13 protein-coding genes are annotated in these 17,661 nt (G+C 64.5%); 10 read left to right on the top strand and 3 right to left on the bottom strand.

Features of this window, described 5'->3' with window-relative positions; all coding sequences use genetic code 11:
* The first annotated feature begins 94 nt into the window (after positions 1-94).
* Complete coding sequence (locus HCN50_RS05325) at positions 95-3,238, top strand: TonB-dependent receptor domain-containing protein (protein ID WP_171708593.1); 3,144 nt, start codon at positions 95-97, stop codon at positions 3,236-3,238.
* A 52-nt stretch (positions 3,239-3,290) separates the two neighbouring features.
* On the opposite strand, the gene HCN50_RS05330 is transcribed toward HCN50_RS05325, so the two are convergent.
* The 3 genes from HCN50_RS05330 to exbB are packed head-to-tail and all read right to left on the bottom strand — an operon-like array spanning position 3,291 to position 5,136.
* Positions 3,291-4,049: an energy transducer TonB gene (locus HCN50_RS05330; protein ID WP_171708594.1), complete on the bottom strand. Its 759-nt coding sequence runs from the start codon at positions 4,047-4,049 to the stop codon at positions 3,291-3,293.
* On the bottom strand, positions 4,046-4,471 hold the full coding sequence (exbD, locus tag HCN50_RS05335) for a TonB system transport protein ExbD (protein ID WP_171708595.1): 426 nt from the start codon (positions 4,469-4,471) through the stop codon (positions 4,046-4,048). The genes HCN50_RS05330 and exbD overlap by 4 nt, the downstream gene beginning before the upstream one ends.
* A gap of 5 nt (positions 4,472-4,476) precedes the next feature.
* The gene (gene exbB / locus HCN50_RS05340) at positions 4,477-5,136 is read right to left on the bottom strand and encodes a tonB-system energizer ExbB (RefSeq protein ID WP_376700253.1); all 660 of its coding nucleotides are present in this window, start codon (positions 5,134-5,136) and stop codon (positions 4,477-4,479) included.
* Positions 5,137-5,658: 522 nt separating this feature from the next.
* Between exbB and ccmI the strand changes: the two genes are divergently transcribed.
* The 9 genes from ccmI (at position 5,659) to HCN50_RS05385 (ending at position 17,649) form a co-directional block, all read left to right on the top strand.
* Complete coding sequence (gene ccmI / locus HCN50_RS05345; RefSeq protein WP_171708597.1) at positions 5,659-6,762, top strand: c-type cytochrome biogenesis protein CcmI; 1,104 nt, start codon at positions 5,659-5,661, stop codon at positions 6,760-6,762.
* A gap of 67 nt (positions 6,763-6,829) precedes the next feature.
* Positions 6,830-7,312, top strand: a complete 483-nt coding sequence (gene ccmE, locus HCN50_RS05350) for a cytochrome c maturation protein CcmE (protein WP_171708598.1) — start codon at positions 6,830-6,832, stop codon at positions 7,310-7,312.
* Positions 7,309-9,291 carry a heme lyase CcmF/NrfE family subunit gene (locus HCN50_RS05355; RefSeq protein ID WP_171708599.1) on the top strand — a complete coding sequence of 661 codons (1,983 nt, stop codon included), beginning with the start codon at positions 7,309-7,311 and terminating at the stop codon, positions 9,289-9,291. Before ccmE ends, HCN50_RS05355 begins: the two co-directional genes overlap by 4 nt.
* Positions 9,292-9,294: 3 nt before the next feature.
* Positions 9,295-9,789 carry a cytochrome c-type biogenesis protein gene (locus HCN50_RS05360; RefSeq protein ID WP_171708600.1) on the top strand — a complete coding sequence of 165 codons (495 nt, stop codon included), beginning with the start codon at positions 9,295-9,297 and terminating at the stop codon, positions 9,787-9,789.
* Positions 9,790-9,866: 77 nt separating this feature from the next.
* On the top strand, positions 9,867-10,388 hold the full coding sequence (locus HCN50_RS05365) for a DUF1993 domain-containing protein (protein WP_171708601.1): 522 nt from the start codon (positions 9,867-9,869) through the stop codon (positions 10,386-10,388).
* A gap of 327 nt (positions 10,389-10,715) precedes the next feature.
* The gene (locus HCN50_RS05370) at positions 10,716-12,311 is read left to right on the top strand and encodes a Do family serine endopeptidase (protein WP_171708602.1); all 1,596 of its coding nucleotides are present in this window, start codon (positions 10,716-10,718) and stop codon (positions 12,309-12,311) included.
* Positions 12,312-12,585: 274 nt separating this feature from the next.
* Positions 12,586-13,266 carry a response regulator transcription factor gene (locus tag HCN50_RS05375; protein WP_171709178.1) on the top strand — a complete coding sequence of 227 codons (681 nt, stop codon included), beginning with the start codon at positions 12,586-12,588 and terminating at the stop codon, positions 13,264-13,266.
* Entirely contained in the window at positions 13,250-14,716 is a 1,467-nt protein-coding gene (locus HCN50_RS05380) for a sensor histidine kinase (protein WP_171708603.1), read from the top strand. The genes HCN50_RS05375 and HCN50_RS05380 overlap by 17 nt, the downstream gene beginning before the upstream one ends.
* A complete protein-coding gene (locus tag HCN50_RS05385) occupies positions 14,713-17,649 on the top strand; it encodes a bifunctional [glutamine synthetase] adenylyltransferase/[glutamine synthetase]-adenylyl-L-tyrosine phosphorylase (protein WP_171708604.1) in 2,937 nt (978 codons plus the stop codon). Before HCN50_RS05380 ends, HCN50_RS05385 begins: the two co-directional genes overlap by 4 nt.
* The last annotated feature ends 12 nt before the right edge of the window (positions 17,650-17,661 follow it).

Consider the following 17,661-nt stretch of genomic DNA (forward strand, 5'->3'; position numbering starts at 1 on the left):
CCAAAGGCCCAGCACTAATGTAGCCTAACCTACGTTTTGATGGCGCGGCTTATCAAGTAGCTGTTGCTGAAGCGCGATCGGTTTGGGGATGAATATGCGCGCGACGCGAATGGCCCTTGTGGGCACATCGGTACTGGCGTTGGTTTGCTTGAGCTACGCCGCCGCGCTCGCCCAAACACCGCCCGCGACGCCCGCCGAGCCCGCCGCCCCAGCATCGCCCCCTGCAGGCCAAGCTCCGGCGGAGGCGGCTCCATCGCCGACCGCGGCGCCGCAGTCGGCCACGTCCGGTGGATCGCAAGGCTCGCCGGGCGCTGCCACGGAAATCGAGATGCCGCAAGTCACGGTGGAGGGGCGTCAGCCCAAACCCGCGCGGCGGGCCGCGCGCGGTGAGCCGACCCGACGTTCGACGACTGTCGCAGCCCCGGTGGCGGCTCCCGCGCCGACGACCGCGCCGGCATCGCCCTTCAATCCGCCATTTGCGCCGTCGATCATCGGCAGCAATCAGATCCAGAGCGGCAGCAGCAATGGTGGATTCGGCAGCCTGTTCGCCAATATGCCCGGCGCGACGTCCGCAGGCCTCGCCACCGAATCCTCGCGCCCCGTTCTGCGCGGATTGACAGACGCAAAGGTCCGCATTCAGGAGAACGGCGTCGGCGCCGTTGACGTGTCCGACATCGCGCAGGACCACGCTGTGCCGATCGACCCTCTCGCCATTCAGCAGGTTGACGTCGTTCGCGGACCAGGCGCTCTCCGCTTCGGTTCGCAAGCCGTTGGCGGCGTCGTTGACGTCAACAACAACCGGATTCCGACCGCTGCGCCGCTTGGGGGAGTGGCTGCGGAATTGAGAACTGGCGTGACGAGCGTCAACAGAGGATGGGAGAGCGGGCTCCTGCTCGATGCAGGCAGCCGCAACGCCGCCGTTCACGCCGACATCTATGGGCGATCCTCCGGCGATTACAGCATCCCGAGTTACCCTTACCTCGTGCCGCCTGTCCCTGCGCCTTCCTTCAACGGCAAGCAGCCGAATTCCGCCTCGACGAGCGCCGGCGCGGCCGTCGGCGGCTCCTATCTTTTCGATGGCGGCTACGCCGGCGTCGCTGTCTCGCGCTTCACCAGCGACTATTACGTGCCTGGTATCGCCACCGCGGCGGCCCGTCAGCACAACGACCTCGAGCAGACCAAGATCAACTCCAAGGGCGAATATCGCCCTGACGCCACCGCACTTGCGGCCATCAGGTACTGGACCGGATATTCGGAGTACCGGCACGACGAGACCGTGCTCGCCACCACCGGATTCCAGGAAATTACAGCCACCTTCAAGAACCGGCAGACCGAGGGCAAGCTCGAGTTCGAACTCGCGCCGTTCGCCACCCCGGTAGGTCCGCTGACCAGTATCTTCGGCGCGCAAGGCGCTTACCAGCAACTGGATACGGCGGGCCAGGCGATCTTGCTTCCAGCCCAAACCAGAACGGCGGCGGCCTACTTCCTCAATGAAGTCAGGCACACGGACACGCTGCGCACGCAATTGGCGGGACGCATCGAGGGAGTCAATGTCGCGGGAACGGCGTTCACGTTTCCGCCGAACTTTCTCCCACCGCCGGATGTGCCGGGCCACGCCCCAGCCAAGCTCGACTTCATGCCGAAGAGCGTCAGTTTCGGCATCATCAAGGATCTGCCATTCTCGCTGGTCGGGAGCCTGACGCTGCAACGGATCGAACGCGCGCCGCGTGCGCTTGAATTGTTCGCGCAGGGGCCGGACGGTTCGGAGAAGACATTCAAGATCGGCAACCCGAATCTCGGAATCGAAACCGCGCAGACGGCGGAAATCGGCTTGAAGCGCACGGATGGCGATTTCAGGTTTGCTGCAAATGCCTACTACACGTCGTATGACAAATTCATCTTCTCACGCGCCACCGGCATCTTCTGTCAGGAAACGTTTGCTTCATGCGGCGCCGGCACCGACTACATCCAGGTCAATTACGATCAGCGTGGCGCGACTTTCCGCGGCGGCGAACTGGCGTGGCAGTGGGACGCCGCAAAACTTGCCGATGGCACCTTTGGCCTCGACGGCCAATATGATCTCGTGCGGGCCACATTTGCCGACGGCAGCAACGTGCCGCGCATTCCTCCGATGCGTGTCGGCGGCGGCATCTACTGGCGCAACGACAACTGGTTTGCCCGCGTCGGCGTGTTGCACGCGTTTGCGCAGAACGACATTCCGCAATTCGATACGCCGACTGCTGGATACGACCTGGTCAAAGTGCAGCTCGAGCATCGGAAATTCTGGAGGGATTCGCCGTGGGGCGCGGTTGAGGTTGCCACCGGGCTGATCGGCGACAATCTGCTCAACGCCAACATTCGCAACTCCGTTCAATTCCACAAGGACGAGATCCTGCAGCCGGGCCGGGGCTTCAAGCTGTTTCTCAGCGTCAAATATGGTGCCGACCGGCCGAGCGGACCGCCGGGCACCTGGATCGGTGCTGCGAAACGGTCCGCGCCCGACTTCTACAAGAGCCCTGCACCCGATGTGGCGGCCTGGAACTGGGGGGGCATCTATGCGGGCGGCCGTATCGGATATTTGAGGGGCGAGGGCGTCACCAATGCCGCGTTCAACGACGCTGCAACCGGTGCATCGCTTTCCGGAGCCCGTCTGTCGGCCAAGCACGACACCGCCAGTATCGGCGGACAGGCTGGCTATAACTGGACATCGGGACGAATGCTGACAGGCATTGAAGGCGATTTTGAATATCGCAACCAGCGCGGAAGCAGCGCCACCACTTGCCCCGGCAATATCTGCAACCCAGCGCTGGCTCCGCTCGACGCGACGGTGGCAAGCCTGGATTATCGTCTGGGTTGGGTCGCCTCGGTTCGCGGTCGCGTCGGAACGCTGGTGACGCCGGACTTGCTTGGCTACGCCACAGCGGGCGTTCCGTTCGGCAAGATAACGACCTCAACCTCTGTCGCAGGTTTCGACAACGCAGGTGTCGCGACCGCGGCATCTCTGGATCGGCACTTGTATCGCTTCGGCTGGGCTGCCGGTGCCGGTTTCGAGAAGCGCCTGACGCGCAACTGGACCGCGAAGCTCGAATATCTTCACATGGATTTCGGTTCGGTGCGTTCCACACCGCCCACCGACGCCAACACGGCACTTGTGTTCGACGCCAATACGCGGGTCACCAGCGACAGTATCAGGATCGGGATGAATTACAGTTTCGGCGGCGCGATCGTTGCGGATTGATGTCGTCGTGCCGATGCCCGACGACGAAACAACCCGTCAGGCCCTGCGTCCGCTATTTGACGGTGAAGCGGATTGGCTGCCTCACGATCACGAATTCGCCGGGAAAGCTCGCCGGTGGCGCAGGGAAGGGCTGTGCGCGCTTGAGCAGCGCGATGGCTTCCGCGTCGAGGGCGCTCGAGCCCGAACTTTGAACTAGCCGCGCATTGGCCACCATTCCCTTGCGATCAAGCGTAAACGACACTTGCGCGGTTCCTTGCTCGCGCCGCGGCCGTGCGGCCTCCGGATATCGCTTGTTCTTTTCGATCAATGCGAGGACCTGGGTTCGCCATGTCACCACGGCTTCCGAATTTTTTTCATTCGGCACGCCTTGGGTCGGCGCCACCGCTACCGGCGCGATCCGTTCGTTGATCGCCGGCGGAGCGGACGTGGTGCTGGCCGCTGCCTGCTGCTGCGGCGCTACATCAGGCTGCGGCTTGGTCGGCAGCGCCACGGCGGCGTCCGGATTGGGAGCAGGCGGCAGGTCGGCCGTTTCGTCGGGTGGCGTCTCCTCGGGCTTCGCCACCGGCTGCGACTCCGACATCACCTGTTCCGGGCCTGGCGCGATCTCGGTCGGCGTTGTCGCGGGTGCTGCCGGCAACGGCGCCAGGTCGACCACGACCGCGCCGGAAGGTTCGGCGACCGCGTTATCGTCCGCCTCGCGCCAGGTCGCGAGTGTGGCGGTCAGTCCGGCGTAGACGCACAGCACCGCAAAGCTGCTGAACATCCATCGCCGCAGGTCGGAACGATCTTCGGCCGCAAACTGCATCCTCATGGCGATGAGGCTTGCTCCATGCCGACCAGGGCGACCTTGAGATAGCCAGCCGCGCGCAGCATGTTCATCACCTGCATCACCTCGCCATAGGGGACGAGCTTGTCGGCGCGCAGGAAAATGCGGGTATCCTTCTGGCCGTTGGTGCTGGCGTCGAGCGCGCCGGGCAGCGTGCTACGCCCCACGGTTTCGTTGCCGACCGAAAGCGAGAGATCCGGCTTGACGGTCAGATAGACCGGCTTGTCCGGCCGCGGTTGTGGCTGCGCGTTCGACGCCGGGAGATCGACGGCGATATCAACGGTCGCCAGCGGCGCGGCGACCATGAAGATGATGAGCAGAACGAGAATGACGTCGATGAACGGCGTCACATTGATCTCATGAACCTCGGAGAGGTCTCCATTGCCCTGGTTCAGCGTGGCGGCCATGACGGCTACTCCGCCGCTGCGAGATGGCGCTGCACCAGCACGGTCCCGCTGTCGAGATCGCGGCCAACGAGCCGCGTGATCTCTGCGGATCCGTCTCCGAGCAGCGCCCGGTACGAGCTGATCTGACGCGCGAACAGATTGTAGATCACGACAGCGGGGATCGCTGCCACCAGCCCAAGCGCCGTCGCCAACAGCGCCTCGGCGATTCCGGGCGCGACCACCGCAAGGTTGGTGGTTTGCGACCTCGAGATTCCGATAAAGCTGTTCATGATGCCCCAGACCGTGCCGAACAGGCCGACGAACGGGCCGGTCGATCCGATCGTCGCGAGCACGCCGGTGCCGAAGGCGACGCGACGGCTGGCCGCCGCCTCTGTCTGCTGCAGACGGGAGGCGATCCTCGCTTTGATCCCCTCCCTGTCCATACGATCGGTGCTCAAGCTGAGCTCTGCCATGGCGCCTTCGAGAAGCCTGGCAACCGGACCTTCGGGCACCTGGCGCAGGGCGTCTTCGATGTTCCGGGCGTTGGCGAGTTCGCGCAAGGCGGTTCTTACGTTGCGTCGCGCCTTGAGCAGTTCGATCGTCTTTGCGAGCCATACCGTCCAGGTCACGGCGGTCGCAAATATCAGGCCGACCATCACCGCTTTGACGACGATGTCGGCCTGCATGAACATGCCCCAGGGGCTGAGATCGCGGGGTAGCGCTGCTGCCGCGATCGTCGTTCTCTCCGGTGCATCCTGAGCGGCGGCTGGAAGGGTTAGCAATGCCAATGGAAGCGACAGAAGCGGAGCGGCAAAGCCGAATCTCAGGCCAGACGCAGTTTTGCCGAGGCTGAATGGAACAGCGCCACGCCGAAATGCCTTCCAGGATCGCATCGATCTGCCTCCGAAGCGTAATTTAATGCCTTGGCCTCATTGTGTAGCATCGCCTACGTCTTGGTGCAAACGCTATGCTCCGTGGCCCCGTGCATGGCGCTTCCGCCGCAATTGCACGTCGATGAAGTGCGGCGCCTGATCGGGCCGAGGAAGCGAAGCTCCGTTGCGCCGAGGAACCCGGCGTTTCCCCGGCGTCAAGGGCCGGCCTCCCCGTTTTTCTGCCGCAATTGTCAATTGCCGGGCTTGCTGCCGGTGGTGTAAAGCGGCGCATCGGCGCTCGCCAGAGATGCGCCGTTCCACCCCCGGGACCCGCTGATGACGCTGTGGTTTATGTTCGCGCTGATGACGGTCGCGGCGATCTTCGCCGTGCTCTGGCCGTTGAGCCGCGGCTCTTCTGCGCCCGCCGGCGGCGATGAAGCGGCGGTCTACAAGGATCAGCTCGCCGAAGTCGAGCGCGATGCGGCGGCCGGGTTGATCGGCGTGGCCGAGGCCGAGGCCGCGCGTGTCGAAATCGGCCGGCGCCTGCTCGCCACGGCAGACGGCCAGCGCGACCGGCCGTCACGCGCGAACCTTGGCCTGCGCCGCGCCTCGGCGATTGTGGCGCTGGTGGGACTGCCGATCGCGGCAGTGACGTTCTACCTGTCGCTGGGCTCGCCGCGCCTCGGCGATTTTCCGTTGGCCTCGCGCACGCGCACGGCAGACGTCAATCAGCCGATCGAGAACATGGTGGCGCAGGTCGAAGCGCATCTGGAAAAGAATCCGGCCGATGGCCGCGGCTGGACTGTGCTGGCGCCGGTGCTGGCGCGGCTCGGCCGTTACGACGATGCTGTCAGGGCCTATCGCAACGTCATTACCTACGCCGGCGATAGCGCCGAGCGCCGCTCCGACCTCGGCGAGGTCCTTGCAGGCGCGGCGGGCGGGGTCGTCACAGCAGAAGCCAAGGCTGAATTCGAACGGGCGGTGGCGCAAAACGCCGAAGAGCCCAAGGCCAATTATTTCCTCGGGCTCGCGGCCGAACAGGACGGCCGCCAGGCCGACGCCGCCGCGATCTGGCGTGGCATGCTCGCCAAGGCGCCGGCCGACGCGCCATGGCGCCCGCTGCTCCAGGCGGCGCTGGCGAGGGTTGACGAGACTGCCGCACCGGCTGTCTCCGGTGACGCAATGGCCGCGGCCAGGGACACGAATGAAGATGACCGGAGCGCGATGATCCGCGCCATGGTCGACCGCCTCGCGACGCGGCTGAAGCAGAATGGCAACGACGTCGAGGGATGGTTGCGCCTGGTGCGCGCCTATATGGTGATGGGGGAGCGCGACAAGGCTGTGAGCGCGCTGGCCGAGGCGCGGCAGGCGGTCGCGGGCGATGCGGAACACTTGCGCCAGCTCAATGAAGGCTTGAAAAAGCTCGGGCTTGATGGATGAGCGGGCGGCAAGGCGGAGACGGTTCCCGGATCGGCATCATGCGCAACGGCAAAGGTAGAGGACAAGGATGACGCGCAGGCAGCGGCGTTTGACCATGATCGGCGGTTCGCTTCTGGTGCTCGCGATTGCTGCGGCACTGGTGCTGAACGCCATGCGCGATTCCATCGTGTTCTTCTCCACGCCGACGATGGCAGCGGAAAAGCAGATCCCTCCCGGCAAGCGGTTTCGCCTCGGTGGACTGGTGCAGCCGGGCTCGCTGATGCGCGGCGACAATCTCGCGGTAAATTTCAGCATCGCTGATGGCAGCGCCACGCTGCCGGTCGCCTACAAGGGAATTTTGCCGGACCTGTTCCGTGAAGGGCAGGGCGTCGTCGCCGAGGGGGCGCTGGATGCCTCCGGCGTGTTCAAGGCCGACACGGTACTCGCCAAGCATGACGAGACGTACATGCCCAAAGATGTCGCCGACGCCCTGAAGAAGCAGGGGCACTGGAAGGACGATTACGCCAAGCAGGGCGTCGCGCCGTCGCCGGTCCAGGGAACTTTGAAGTGATCGCGGAAGCCGGACACTACGCGCTGGTGCTGGCTCTGGGATTGGCGCTGATCCAGTCCACCGTGCCGATCCTTGGCGCGCGCTGGAGCGATCATGCCTTGATGAATGTCGCGCGCTCCACGGCGCTGGCGCAATTGTTGTTCGTGGGGTGCTCGTTCACGGCGCTGACGATGCTGCACGTCGTCTCGGATTTCTCCGTCGTCAACGTGTTCGAGAACTCGCATTCGATGAAGCCGCTGCTCTACAAGATCACCGGCGTGTGGGGAAATCACGAAGGGTCGATGCTGCTTTGGGTGTTGATCCTGGCGCTGTTCGGCGGCCTGGTCGCCGCTTTCGGCAACAATCTGCCGCTGTCGCTGCGCGCGCACGTGCTCGCGGTGCAGGGCTGGATCGCCGCCGCTTTCTATCTCTTCATCCTGGTCACCTCGAACCCGTTCCTGCGCATCGCCACCCCCCCGATCGAGGGCCGCGATCTCAATCCGGTACTGCAGGATATCGGCCTCGCGGTACATCCGCCGATGCTCTACCTCGGCTATGTCGGGTTCTCGATCTCGTTTTCCTTTGCGGTTGCCGCCCTGATCGAAGGCCGCATTGACGCCGCCTGGGCGCGCTGGGTGCGCCCGTGGACATTGATGGCGTGGATCTTCCTCACACTCGGCATCGCCATGGGTTCTTACTGGGCCTATTACGAACTCGGCTGGGGCGGCTGGTGGTTCTGGGATCCGGTCGAAAATGCTTCGCTGATGCCCTGGCTCGCCGGCACCGCGCTGTTGCATTCCGCGGTCGTGATGGAAAAGCGCAACGCGCTGAAGGTCTGGACCATCCTTTTGTCGATCCTGACCTTCTCGCTGTCGTTGCTGGGAACGTTCCTGGTGCGTTCGGGCGTATTGACCTCCGTGCATGCATTCGCGACCGACCCGGCGCGCGGCGTGTTCATCCTGTTGATCCTGTGCCTGTTCATCGGCGGCAGTCTATCGCTCTATGCGTGGCGCGCATCGACGCTGAAGCAGGGCGGGCTGTTTGCACCGATCTCGCGCGAAGGCGCGCTGGTGCTCAACAATCTATTCCTCACCACGGCCTGCGCTACCGTATTCATCGGAACGTTGTATCCGCTGGGGCTGGAGGTTCTGACCGGTGACAAGATCTCCGTTGGTGCGCCGTTCTTCAACCTGACCTTCGGGCCCCTGTTCGTGCCGTTATTGCTTGCCGTTCCGTTCGGCCCGCTGTTGGCATGGAAGCGTGGCGATCTCTTCGGCGCGGCGCAACGGCTGATGGCGGCCGGGGTCACCGCGCTGGTCGCCGTTGCGGTGCTGTGGGCGTGGATTCACGGCGGCGCCACGCTTGCGCCGCTGGCAATCGGGCTTGCGGTCTTCGTCATTGCTGGAGCGCTGACGGATCTTGCGGAGCGCGCGGGTTTGTTCCGCGTAGCGCTCGCAAGCGCCATCGCCCGTGCGCGCGGGTTTCCGCGCGCGACCTGGGGCACGGCCTTCGCGCATGCCGGTGTCGGCATCGCGCTGATCGGCATCGTCTGCGAAACCACCTGGAATAGTGAATATATCGGGATGATGAAGCCGAGCGACGTCGCAAATGTCGCCGGCTATCAGTTGAAGCTCGACGACATCGCGCAACGTCAGGGTCCCAATTTCCGCGAGATGATCGCGCAGTTCACGGTCAGCAGAGACGGCGAGACGATCCAGGTGATGACGCCCTCGAAACGTAATTTCACCACGCGCAGTTCTTCGACCACCGAGGCCGCGCTGCTGACCCGCGGCGCGAGCCAACTCTATATTTCGCTCGGCGACACCAATGCCGACGGCGCCATCGCGGTCCGCATCTATCACAAGCCGCTGGTGCTCCTGATCTGGTGGGGGCCGGTGCTGATGGCGTTTGGCGGCCTGTTGTCGCTCTCCGACCGGCGCTTGCGCGTCGGCGCGCCGAAGCCGGCCAAGGCTGCCCGTGCACTCCAGCCGGCGGAGTGAGCCGTGAAGAAGATCCTCGCCAGCCTGTTTGTTGCTGCCATGATGTCAGGGGCGCCGGCCGCTCACGCCGTGCGGCCCGACGAGATTATGAAGGATCCGGCGAAGGAAGCCCGCGCGCGCGACCTATCGCGCGAGCTGCGCTGCATGGTGTGCCAGAACCAGTCGATCGACGATTCCGACGCGCCGCTGGCACGTGACCTGCGGCTTCTGGTGCGCGAGCGGATCGCGAGCGGCGACAGTGACAAGCAGGTGATCGATTTCCTGGTCGCGCGTTATGGCGAGTTCGTGCTGCTGAAGCCGCGCCTGTCGCCGCACACGCTGTTGCTATGGCTGTTGCCGCCGCTCGCGTTGGTTGGAGGTGGACTGGCGCTGTGGGTCTTTGGCCGTCGCCGCTCGAGCGCCGGCCGCGCGACCGATCCTTCGCTATTACATTTGACGGAGGAGGAAGAGGCGAGGCTGGAGCGCCTGCTTGCCGCCGAAGCGCCGGACAAGTCTTAAGCCCGCCATTGCAAGCGGACGGGTTTCGGCTATGACATCCCCTGTCAGAATAAACGTAACCTAGGGGGAAACCGGACATGGCCTTTTCACTCTACGACGCCAGCGTGGCGAACTACCTGCAGACGCTTGGGGCCGTCAGCGGCTTCCTTGAGCGCGGCCTGGTCTATTTCCGCGAAAAGAACATTGATCCAGAAACGATCGTCGAGGCGCGGCTGGCGCCCGACATGCTGCCGCTGCGCTTCCAGATCATCTCCGTCGCCCAGCATTCCCGCGGCGCCATCGAGGGCGTGCAGAACGGAGAGTTTCGTCCGCCCGCATCCAAGACGCCGTACGATTATGCAGGGCTGCAGGGGCTGGTTACGCAAACCCGCGAGACCTTGTCGGCGTGGACGCCGGAAGCGGTCAACGCGCTCGGCGGCCGCGATGTCGTCTTTCACATCGGCGAGCGCCAATTGCTATTCGCGGCGGAGGACTTTCTGATGTCGTTCTCGCTGCCCAATTTCTATTTCCACGCCACCACCGCCTACGACATTTTGCGCATCAACGGCGTACCGCTCGGCAAGCGCGATTTCATGGGCCGGCTGAAGCTGAAGAGCTGAGCGGCTTCGGGACGAAGCCAGGCGGGCATATTTTCCGTGTCCGTTGGCCACGTTCGATTTGCCCATCATCACCAAAGGAAGCCCGGCGACCATGCTTTCCGGCGCGCGGACGAGCGCTGCGTCGCCCTTTGAAAGTTGTTTTCCAGCCGGAGCTAAGCCATTGATTGCGTGCGCTATTCTGCCGCATCTCTAAGCCGTCGCATTACAAAACTTTAATTCCCTAGCCAGCGCACGGTAAGGCGGCAAACCCCATCTTGGACTCCGACAGGTGCCCGGCCCCCCGCACCATCGCACCATCGAAGAATTCAGGCTCTGGAGAATTTAAGCATGACCGAACGTCCCGTCGATCTTTCCTCACTGCCGTCCCACGGCGCAGCCCGCCGTTCGCTGTTCTCCGCGCGCAAGTTCGCGCTGATGGCTTCCGTCGTCGCCGGCCTCGGCGCCGCCGTGTATGGCTTCTCGCCACAGCAGGACCCGCTCGATGTCTTCACCAGCGCGGCGCACGCGCAGGTCAATAACGAGGTCCGCAAGGTCGAGCGGCCGATCGGCTTTGCTGACATTGTCGAGCGCGTGAAGCCGTCGGTGATCTCGGTCAAGATCAACATCGGCGCCAAGAGTTCCAAGGATGACAGCGTCAATAAGGACGAGGACTCGCCGTTCCCGCCGGGTTCGCCGATGGAGCGCTTCTTCCGCCGCTTCGGCGGTCCGGATGGCTTGCCGCCCGGCCTGCGCGGCGGACCGCGTGGCGGCCGTGGCCCGGTAACGGGTCAGGGTTCCGGCTTCTTCATCTCGCCTGATGGTTATGCCGTAACCAACAACCATGTGGTCGACGGCGCCGATAAGGTCGAGATCACCACGGACGACGGCAAGACCTATACGGCGAACGTGATCGGCACCGATCCGCGCACGGATCTGGCGCTGATCAAGGTTGAAGGCCGCAAGGATTTCCCGTTCGCCAAGCTGTCCGATAGCAAGCCGCGGATCGGCGACTGGGTTCTGGCGGTCGGTAACCCGTTCGGCCTCGGCGGCACCGTGACCGCCGGCATCGTCTCGGCCTCCGGCCGCGACATCGGCAACGGCCCGTATGACGACTTCATCCAGATCGACGCGCCCGTGAACAAGGGTAATTCCGGCGGTCCGGCGTTCGACACCAATGGCGAGGTGATGGGCGTCAACACCGCGATCTATTCGCCATCCGGCGGCAGCGTCGGCATCGCGTTCTCGATCCCCGCTTCGACGGTCAAGAACGTGATTGCCCAGCTCAAGGACAAGGGCTCGGTCAGCCGCGGCTGGATCGGCGTCCAGATTCAGCCGGTGACGCCTGAAATCGCCGACAGCCTTGGCATGAAGAAGGCGGAAGGCGCTTTGGTGGCGGAACCGCAGCCGAACAGTCCGGCGGCGAAGGCCGGCATCCAGTCCGGTGACGTCATCACCGCCGTCAATGGCGAGCCGGTCAAGGATGCCCGTGAGCTCGCCCGCACCATTGGCGGCCTCGCGCCCGGCAATACCGTCAAGCTCAACGTCCTGCAGAAGGGGCAGGACAAGGTCATCAACCTCACGCTCGGCCAATTGCCGAACACGATCGAGGCCAAGGCCGACACCGAGAAGGAAGACCGGAGCGGCGCAACCAAGGGAACCGGCGTGCCCAAGCTCGGCCTGACGGTTGCTCCTGCCAACAGCGTGGCCGGCGCCGGCAAGGAAGGCGTCGTGGTCACCGAGGTCGACCCGAAGAGCGCGGCGGCCGAGCGCGGCTTCAAGGAAGGCGACGTCATTCTGGAGGTCGCCGGGAAGAGCGTTGGAACAGCTGGCGAGGTGCGCGAGGCGATCGATGCCGCGCGGACCGAGAACAAGAACAGCGTTCTCATGCGCGTGAAGAGCGGCGGTTCGTCGCGCTTCGTAGCGCTGCCGCTGGCGAAGGGCTAAACGAGGATTAAATACAAGATGGAGGGTTACGCCGGCATTCGTCGCCCCCGCCGACGTCTCCTTCCGGGGAGCGGGTCCAATACTCGCTCCCTCTGGCAACCTTCCTTCGGAATACGCCCCCCTCCGTCGGAAGGGCCTAAGGGCGGTGAGGTCCCCCAGCTTCACCGCCCGCTTTTTTCACTTGATCGAGAGCATCCGCGGCCGCCTTGCATGTGCAGGGCGGTCGCGCCATGGTGAGAGAAAGCCAATTCCCGTGACCTCAACTGCCCCGCAAATGCGCCTGCTGATCATCGAAGATGACCGCGAGTCCGCCGACTATCTGGTCAAGGCGTTCCGTGAAGTCGGCCACGTCGCCGATCTCGCCAGCGATGGCGAGGAAGGCCTGTCGATGGCCGATGGCGGCGACTACGACGTGCTTGTGGTGGATCGCATGCTGCCCAAGCGCGATGGCCTGTCGGTGATCGGCGCGCTGCGCGAGAAGGGCAATCGCACGCCGGTTCTGATCCTCTCCGCGCTCGGCCAGGTCGATGACCGCATCAAGGGCCTGCGCGCCGGCGGCGACGACTATCTGCCAAAACCCTATTCGTTCGCTGAACTGCAGGCACGCGTCGAGGTACTGTCGCGCCGCAACGTCGGCCCTGCCGAAGAGACCACCTATCGCGTTGGCGATCTCGAGCTTGATCGTCTTTCGCACCGCGTCGTTCGCGGCAGGGAGGAATTGACGCTGCAGCCGCGCGAATTCCGCCTGCTCGAATATCTGATGAAGCATGCGGGCCAGGTGGTGACCCGCACCATGCTGCTCGAAAACGTCTGGGACTATCATTTCGATCCGCAGACCAACGTGATCGATGTGCATATTTCGCGGCTGCGCTCCAAGATCGACAAGGGCTTTGACCGGCCCTTGCTGCACACGATCCGCGGCGCCGGATACATGATCCGTGACGGCCTTCGGTAAGCTGATCCGCACCACGGCGTTCCGGCTGACGCTGGTCTATCTGTTCCTGTTTGCGCTGTTTGCCGCATCGCTACTCGGCTATTTCGCCTGGAATACACGGCGGCTGATCAACGAGCAGATCACGGCCACCGTGAATGCCGAAACGGCCGAGATCACCGATATCTACAACCGTCGCGGCCTGCGTGGCCTCGTCTTCACGCTTGGCAACCGCGCGCTGCGGCCGGGGGCCAATCTCTATCTCGTCACCACGCCGACGGGGACGGCGATCGGCGGCAATGTCGGTTCGCTGGCGCCCGGCGTGATGGCCTCGATCGGCTGGTCCGAGACCGCCTATCGCCGGCTCGACGAACAGGACACCGCGGACCACCGCGCGCTGGTGCGCGTCACCGAACTCACCAACGGCTTCCGTCTCCTGGTCGGCCGCGATCTTGAGGAGCGGCGCCGGCTGTTCGGCATCGTCGCCCACGCCGCGCAATGGTCGCTGCTCGTGGTCATCGTGCTCGGCATCGGCGGCGGCATCTTCGTGGCGCGGCGGGTGCTGCAGCGGATCGACGCGATGACCGGCACCACCAGGCGCATCATGGCCGGCGACCTCTCGGGTCGCCTGCCGGTCGGGCGCTCCGGCGACGAGCTCGATCGGCTTGCGGAAAACCTCAACGTCATGCTGGAGCGCATCGAAGCGCTGATGATGGGGCTGAAGGAGGTCTCCGACAACATCGCGCATGATCTCAAGACGCCGCTGACACGCCTGCGTAACCGCGCCGAGGAGGCGCTGGCGAGTTCCGGCAGCGAAGCCGAATATCGCGCAGCGCTGGAACGGACCATCGAGGAATCCGACGGCCTGATCCGCACCTTCAACGCGCTGCTGATGATCGCGCGCGCCGAGTCCGGGCAGGCGCGTGGCAACATGGATGATTTCGATGCGGCCGACGTCGCCAAGGGCATCCACGAATTGTACGAGCCGCTGGCCGAAGACGACGGCATGACGTTGCGCGTCAAGACCGCACCTACGCGGCTGCACGGTAACCGGGAGCTGATCAGCCAGGCGCTTGCCAATCTGGTCGAGAACGCGATCAAATACGGCAAGCCGTCGTCGGTGGTGCAGCCGCTGGATCCGGCCGCCGCCGCGCGTACCCGGGAGATACTGATCGAGGCGCGGCGCGAGGGCGACCGCGTGCTGCTCAGCGTTACCGACCATGGGCCTGGCATTCCCGAAGGCGACCGCAAGCATGCGGTAGAGCGGTTCGTGCGGCTCGAGGCAAGCCGGACGCTGCCCGGTTCCGGCCTCGGCCTCAGTCTGGCCAACGCCGTCGCCACGCTGCACGGCGGCGAACTCAGGCTCGGCGATTCCGATCCCGGCCTGACTGCAACGCTGGTGATCCCGGCGCTATCTGCCGCGGGCGACAGGCTTGCCGCGCAAACGCCGGATGTGCCACAGAAGGTGGCATGAATGCTTCCGCCTTGGCCGAGCGGTTCGTCAGCGGACCGTACATCACGGCCAGCAGCAACGCCGAACAGCGCCTCAGAGACTGGCTCGCCGAACTGGAGCCGGAGCAGGCGGCCGAGATCGGCGTGTGGCTGGATCGCCCGCTTGCCAAGGCCGTCCTGCACGGCGTTGCCGAGTTCTCGCCATACCTGTTCGACCTGATCCGCGCCGATGCCGCGCGGCTGATCCGCCTACTGGCATCCGACCCGGAACAGCATCTGGCCGCGCTGATCGAGAAGACTTCACGCGAGGTGCTTGCGGCTGCCAACGAGGCCGACGTGATGCATCTGCTTCGCCGCATGAAGTCGGAGGCCGCGCTGTTGATCGCGCTCTGCGACATCGGCGAGGTCTGGCCGGTGATGCGGGTGACGGCGGCGCTGACCGATCTGGCGACCGTCTCGGTGCAGACGGCCTTGCGCTTCCTACTGCGCCAGGAAGTCGCGCGCGGCCGCATGACCACCTTCAATCATGATAGGCCGGAGGAAGGCTCTGGCCTCATCGTGCTTGCGATGGGCAAGATGGGCGCCGGAGAACTGAACTATTCCAGCGACATCGACCTGATCGTGTTTTTTGATCCCGCGGCGACATCGCTTGCAGCAGACATCGAGCCCGCACCATTCTTCGTGCGCGTGACACAGGCGCTGACCCGCATCTTGCAGCAGCGCTCCGGCGATGGCTACGTATTCCGCGTCGATCTGCGCCTGCGACCCGATCCAGCGTCGACGCAGGTCGCGATTTCGACCGAAGCGGCGCTGCACTATTACGAGCGGGAAGGGCGGACCTGGGAACGCGCCGCGATGATCAAGGCGCGCGTCTGCGCTGGAGACGTCAAAGTCGGTGAGGCGCTGCTTGCGGAATTGTCGCCGTTCGTCTGGCGCAAGCATCTGGATTTTGCCGCGCTCGCCGACGTCCATGACATGAAGCGCCAGATGCAGACCTATCGCGGCCAGAGCGAGATCTCAGTCGAGGGCCATAACGTCAAGGTCGGCCGCGGCGGCATCCGCGAGATCGAGTTTTTCGCCCAGACGCAGCAGCTCATTGCCGGCGGCCGCCATCCGGAATTGCGCGTGCGTCCCACGCTGCATGCATTACAGGTGCTGGCTACCAGCAACTGGATCAGCTTTCAGGCCTGCGATGAGTTGACGGCAGCCTATGAGTTCCTGCGTTGTGTCGAGCACCGGCTGCAGATGATGTGCGACGAACAGACCCATGCGCTGCCGGACGACCCGGAGGCCGTGAAGCGCTTTGCGAACTTCTTCGGCTATGAAAGTCGCGCGGCCTTTGCAAAGGATCTGCTCGGCCATCTCAACATCGTGCAGGGACATTACGGCAAACTGTTCGAGGGCGATCCGACAGGAACGGCGAGGCTGCCGCAGCACAATTACGCTGCAGGTCCGGAGGATGCGCGCCTGCTCGATCATCTGGCGACGCTCGGCTTCAAGAAGCCGGTCGCAGTCGCCGGCACGCTGCAGCTCTGGATGCAGGGCAACTATCGCGCGCTGCGCAATGAAACGACCAAGGCCGCCTTCATCGAATTCGTGCCCGGCCTGATCGACGGCCTCGCGCATGCCGAAGACCCCGACGATGCCGTAATCGCGTTCGATCGGTTTCTCGGCGCATTGCAGCGCGGCGGCCGGCTGATTTCGCTTCTTAGCCAGAACCGCGATCTGGTCGCGCTGGTGGCCTTGATCCTCGGCGCGGCGCCGCGGCTCGGCGATATGCTGGCGCGCCAGCCGCAGATCATGGACGGCCTGATCGATCCGCGTTTCTTCGGCGCGATGCCGGACCAGCAGGAATTGTCGGCGCGGCTGGCGACGACGCTGAAGGACGCGGAATCTTACGAAGACTTTCTCGATCGTCTGCGGTTGTTTGGACAGGAGAGCCTGTTCCTGATCGGCACGCGCATTCTGTCGGGCACGGTGTCGGCCCAGCAGGCCAGCGTCGCCTTTGCCGACGTCGCCGAGGGCATCGTGCACACCGTGCATGATCTGGTCAGGGATCAGTTCGCCGCCCAATACGGCCGCATCAAAGGGCAGGAGACCGCGATCCTGGCGATGGGCCGGCTCGGCAGCCGCGAGATGACGGCATCCTCCGACCTCGATCTGATCCTGCTGTATGATTTCGATTCGGACAATCCTGATTCCGACGGCGAGCGATCACTGCACGGCGCGCAATATTTCGCGCGGCTGACCCAGCGGCTGATCTCGGCGTTCACGACGCGCACCAATTACGGCGTGCTCTATGAAATCGACATGCGGCTGCGCCCCTCGGGCCGCGCGGGCCCGCTGGCGTCGCGCATCGATGCATTTGCCGCCTACCAGGAGCGCGAGGCCTGGACCTGGGAACACATGGCGTTGACGCGGGCACGGGTGATTTCGGCTTCACCGGGGTTTCGGCAACAGGTCGAGCACATCATCCGCAGCGTGCTGATGCGGCCGCGCGATGCGGCATCCACGGCCGGCGACGTCGCCGACATGCGTCGGGCAATTGCGCAGGAGAAGGGCGAGGACGAGGTCTGGGACCTCAAGCTCGCCGCCGGCGGTCTGGTCGACATCGACTTCATCGCGCAGTATCTGCAGCTCGTTCATGCCGCGGAAAAGCCGGATATCCTCAGTGTCTCGACCCTGCAGGTGCTCGACAACGCCGCGCGGCTCGGCGTCCTGGCGCAATCCGACGCCGAGATCTTGCGCCAGGCGGCGCGGCTCTATCACGATCTCACGCAAATCCTGCGGCTCTGCGTCAGCGGCAGGTTTAATCCGGAGACGGCGGGCGAGGACCTCTTGCGCGTGATGGCGCGCGCCGGCGATACGCCGGATTTCTCGACATTGGAAGCACGCGTGCGCGAAACGCAGACAGAGGTGAGGCGGGTGTTCCGGGCGCTTGTCGGCGACGGCTAGCGCGTAGGGGCA

Source organism: Bradyrhizobium archetypum (assembly GCF_013114835.1).
Classification (GTDB): Bacteria; Pseudomonadota; Alphaproteobacteria; order Rhizobiales; family Xanthobacteraceae; genus Bradyrhizobium; species Bradyrhizobium archetypum.

Coding starts and splice junctions, on each gene's coding strand:
- HCN50_RS05325 (WP_171708593.1), top strand. CDS start 95: ATGCGCGCGACGCGAATGGCCCTTGTGGGCACATCGGTACTGGCGTTG.
- HCN50_RS05330 (WP_171708594.1), bottom strand. CDS start 4,049: ATGAGGATGCAGTTTGCGGCCGAAGATCGTTCCGACCTGCGGCGATGG.
- exbD (WP_171708595.1), bottom strand. CDS start 4,471: ATGGCCGCCACGCTGAACCAGGGCAATGGAGACCTCTCCGAGGTTCAT.
- exbB (WP_376700253.1), bottom strand. CDS start 5,136: ATGCAGGCCGACATCGTCGTCAAAGCGGTGATGGTCGGCCTGATATTT.
- ccmI (WP_171708597.1), top strand. CDS start 5,659: ATGACGCTGTGGTTTATGTTCGCGCTGATGACGGTCGCGGCGATCTTC.
- ccmE (WP_171708598.1), top strand. CDS start 6,830: ATGACGCGCAGGCAGCGGCGTTTGACCATGATCGGCGGTTCGCTTCTG.
- HCN50_RS05365 (WP_171708601.1), top strand. CDS start 9,867: ATGGCCTTTTCACTCTACGACGCCAGCGTGGCGAACTACCTGCAGACG.
- HCN50_RS05370 (WP_171708602.1), top strand. CDS start 10,716: ATGACCGAACGTCCCGTCGATCTTTCCTCACTGCCGTCCCACGGCGCA.
- HCN50_RS05375 (WP_171709178.1), top strand. CDS start 12,586: ATGCGCCTGCTGATCATCGAAGATGACCGCGAGTCCGCCGACTATCTG.
- HCN50_RS05385 (WP_171708604.1), top strand. CDS start 14,713: ATGAATGCTTCCGCCTTGGCCGAGCGGTTCGTCAGCGGACCGTACATC.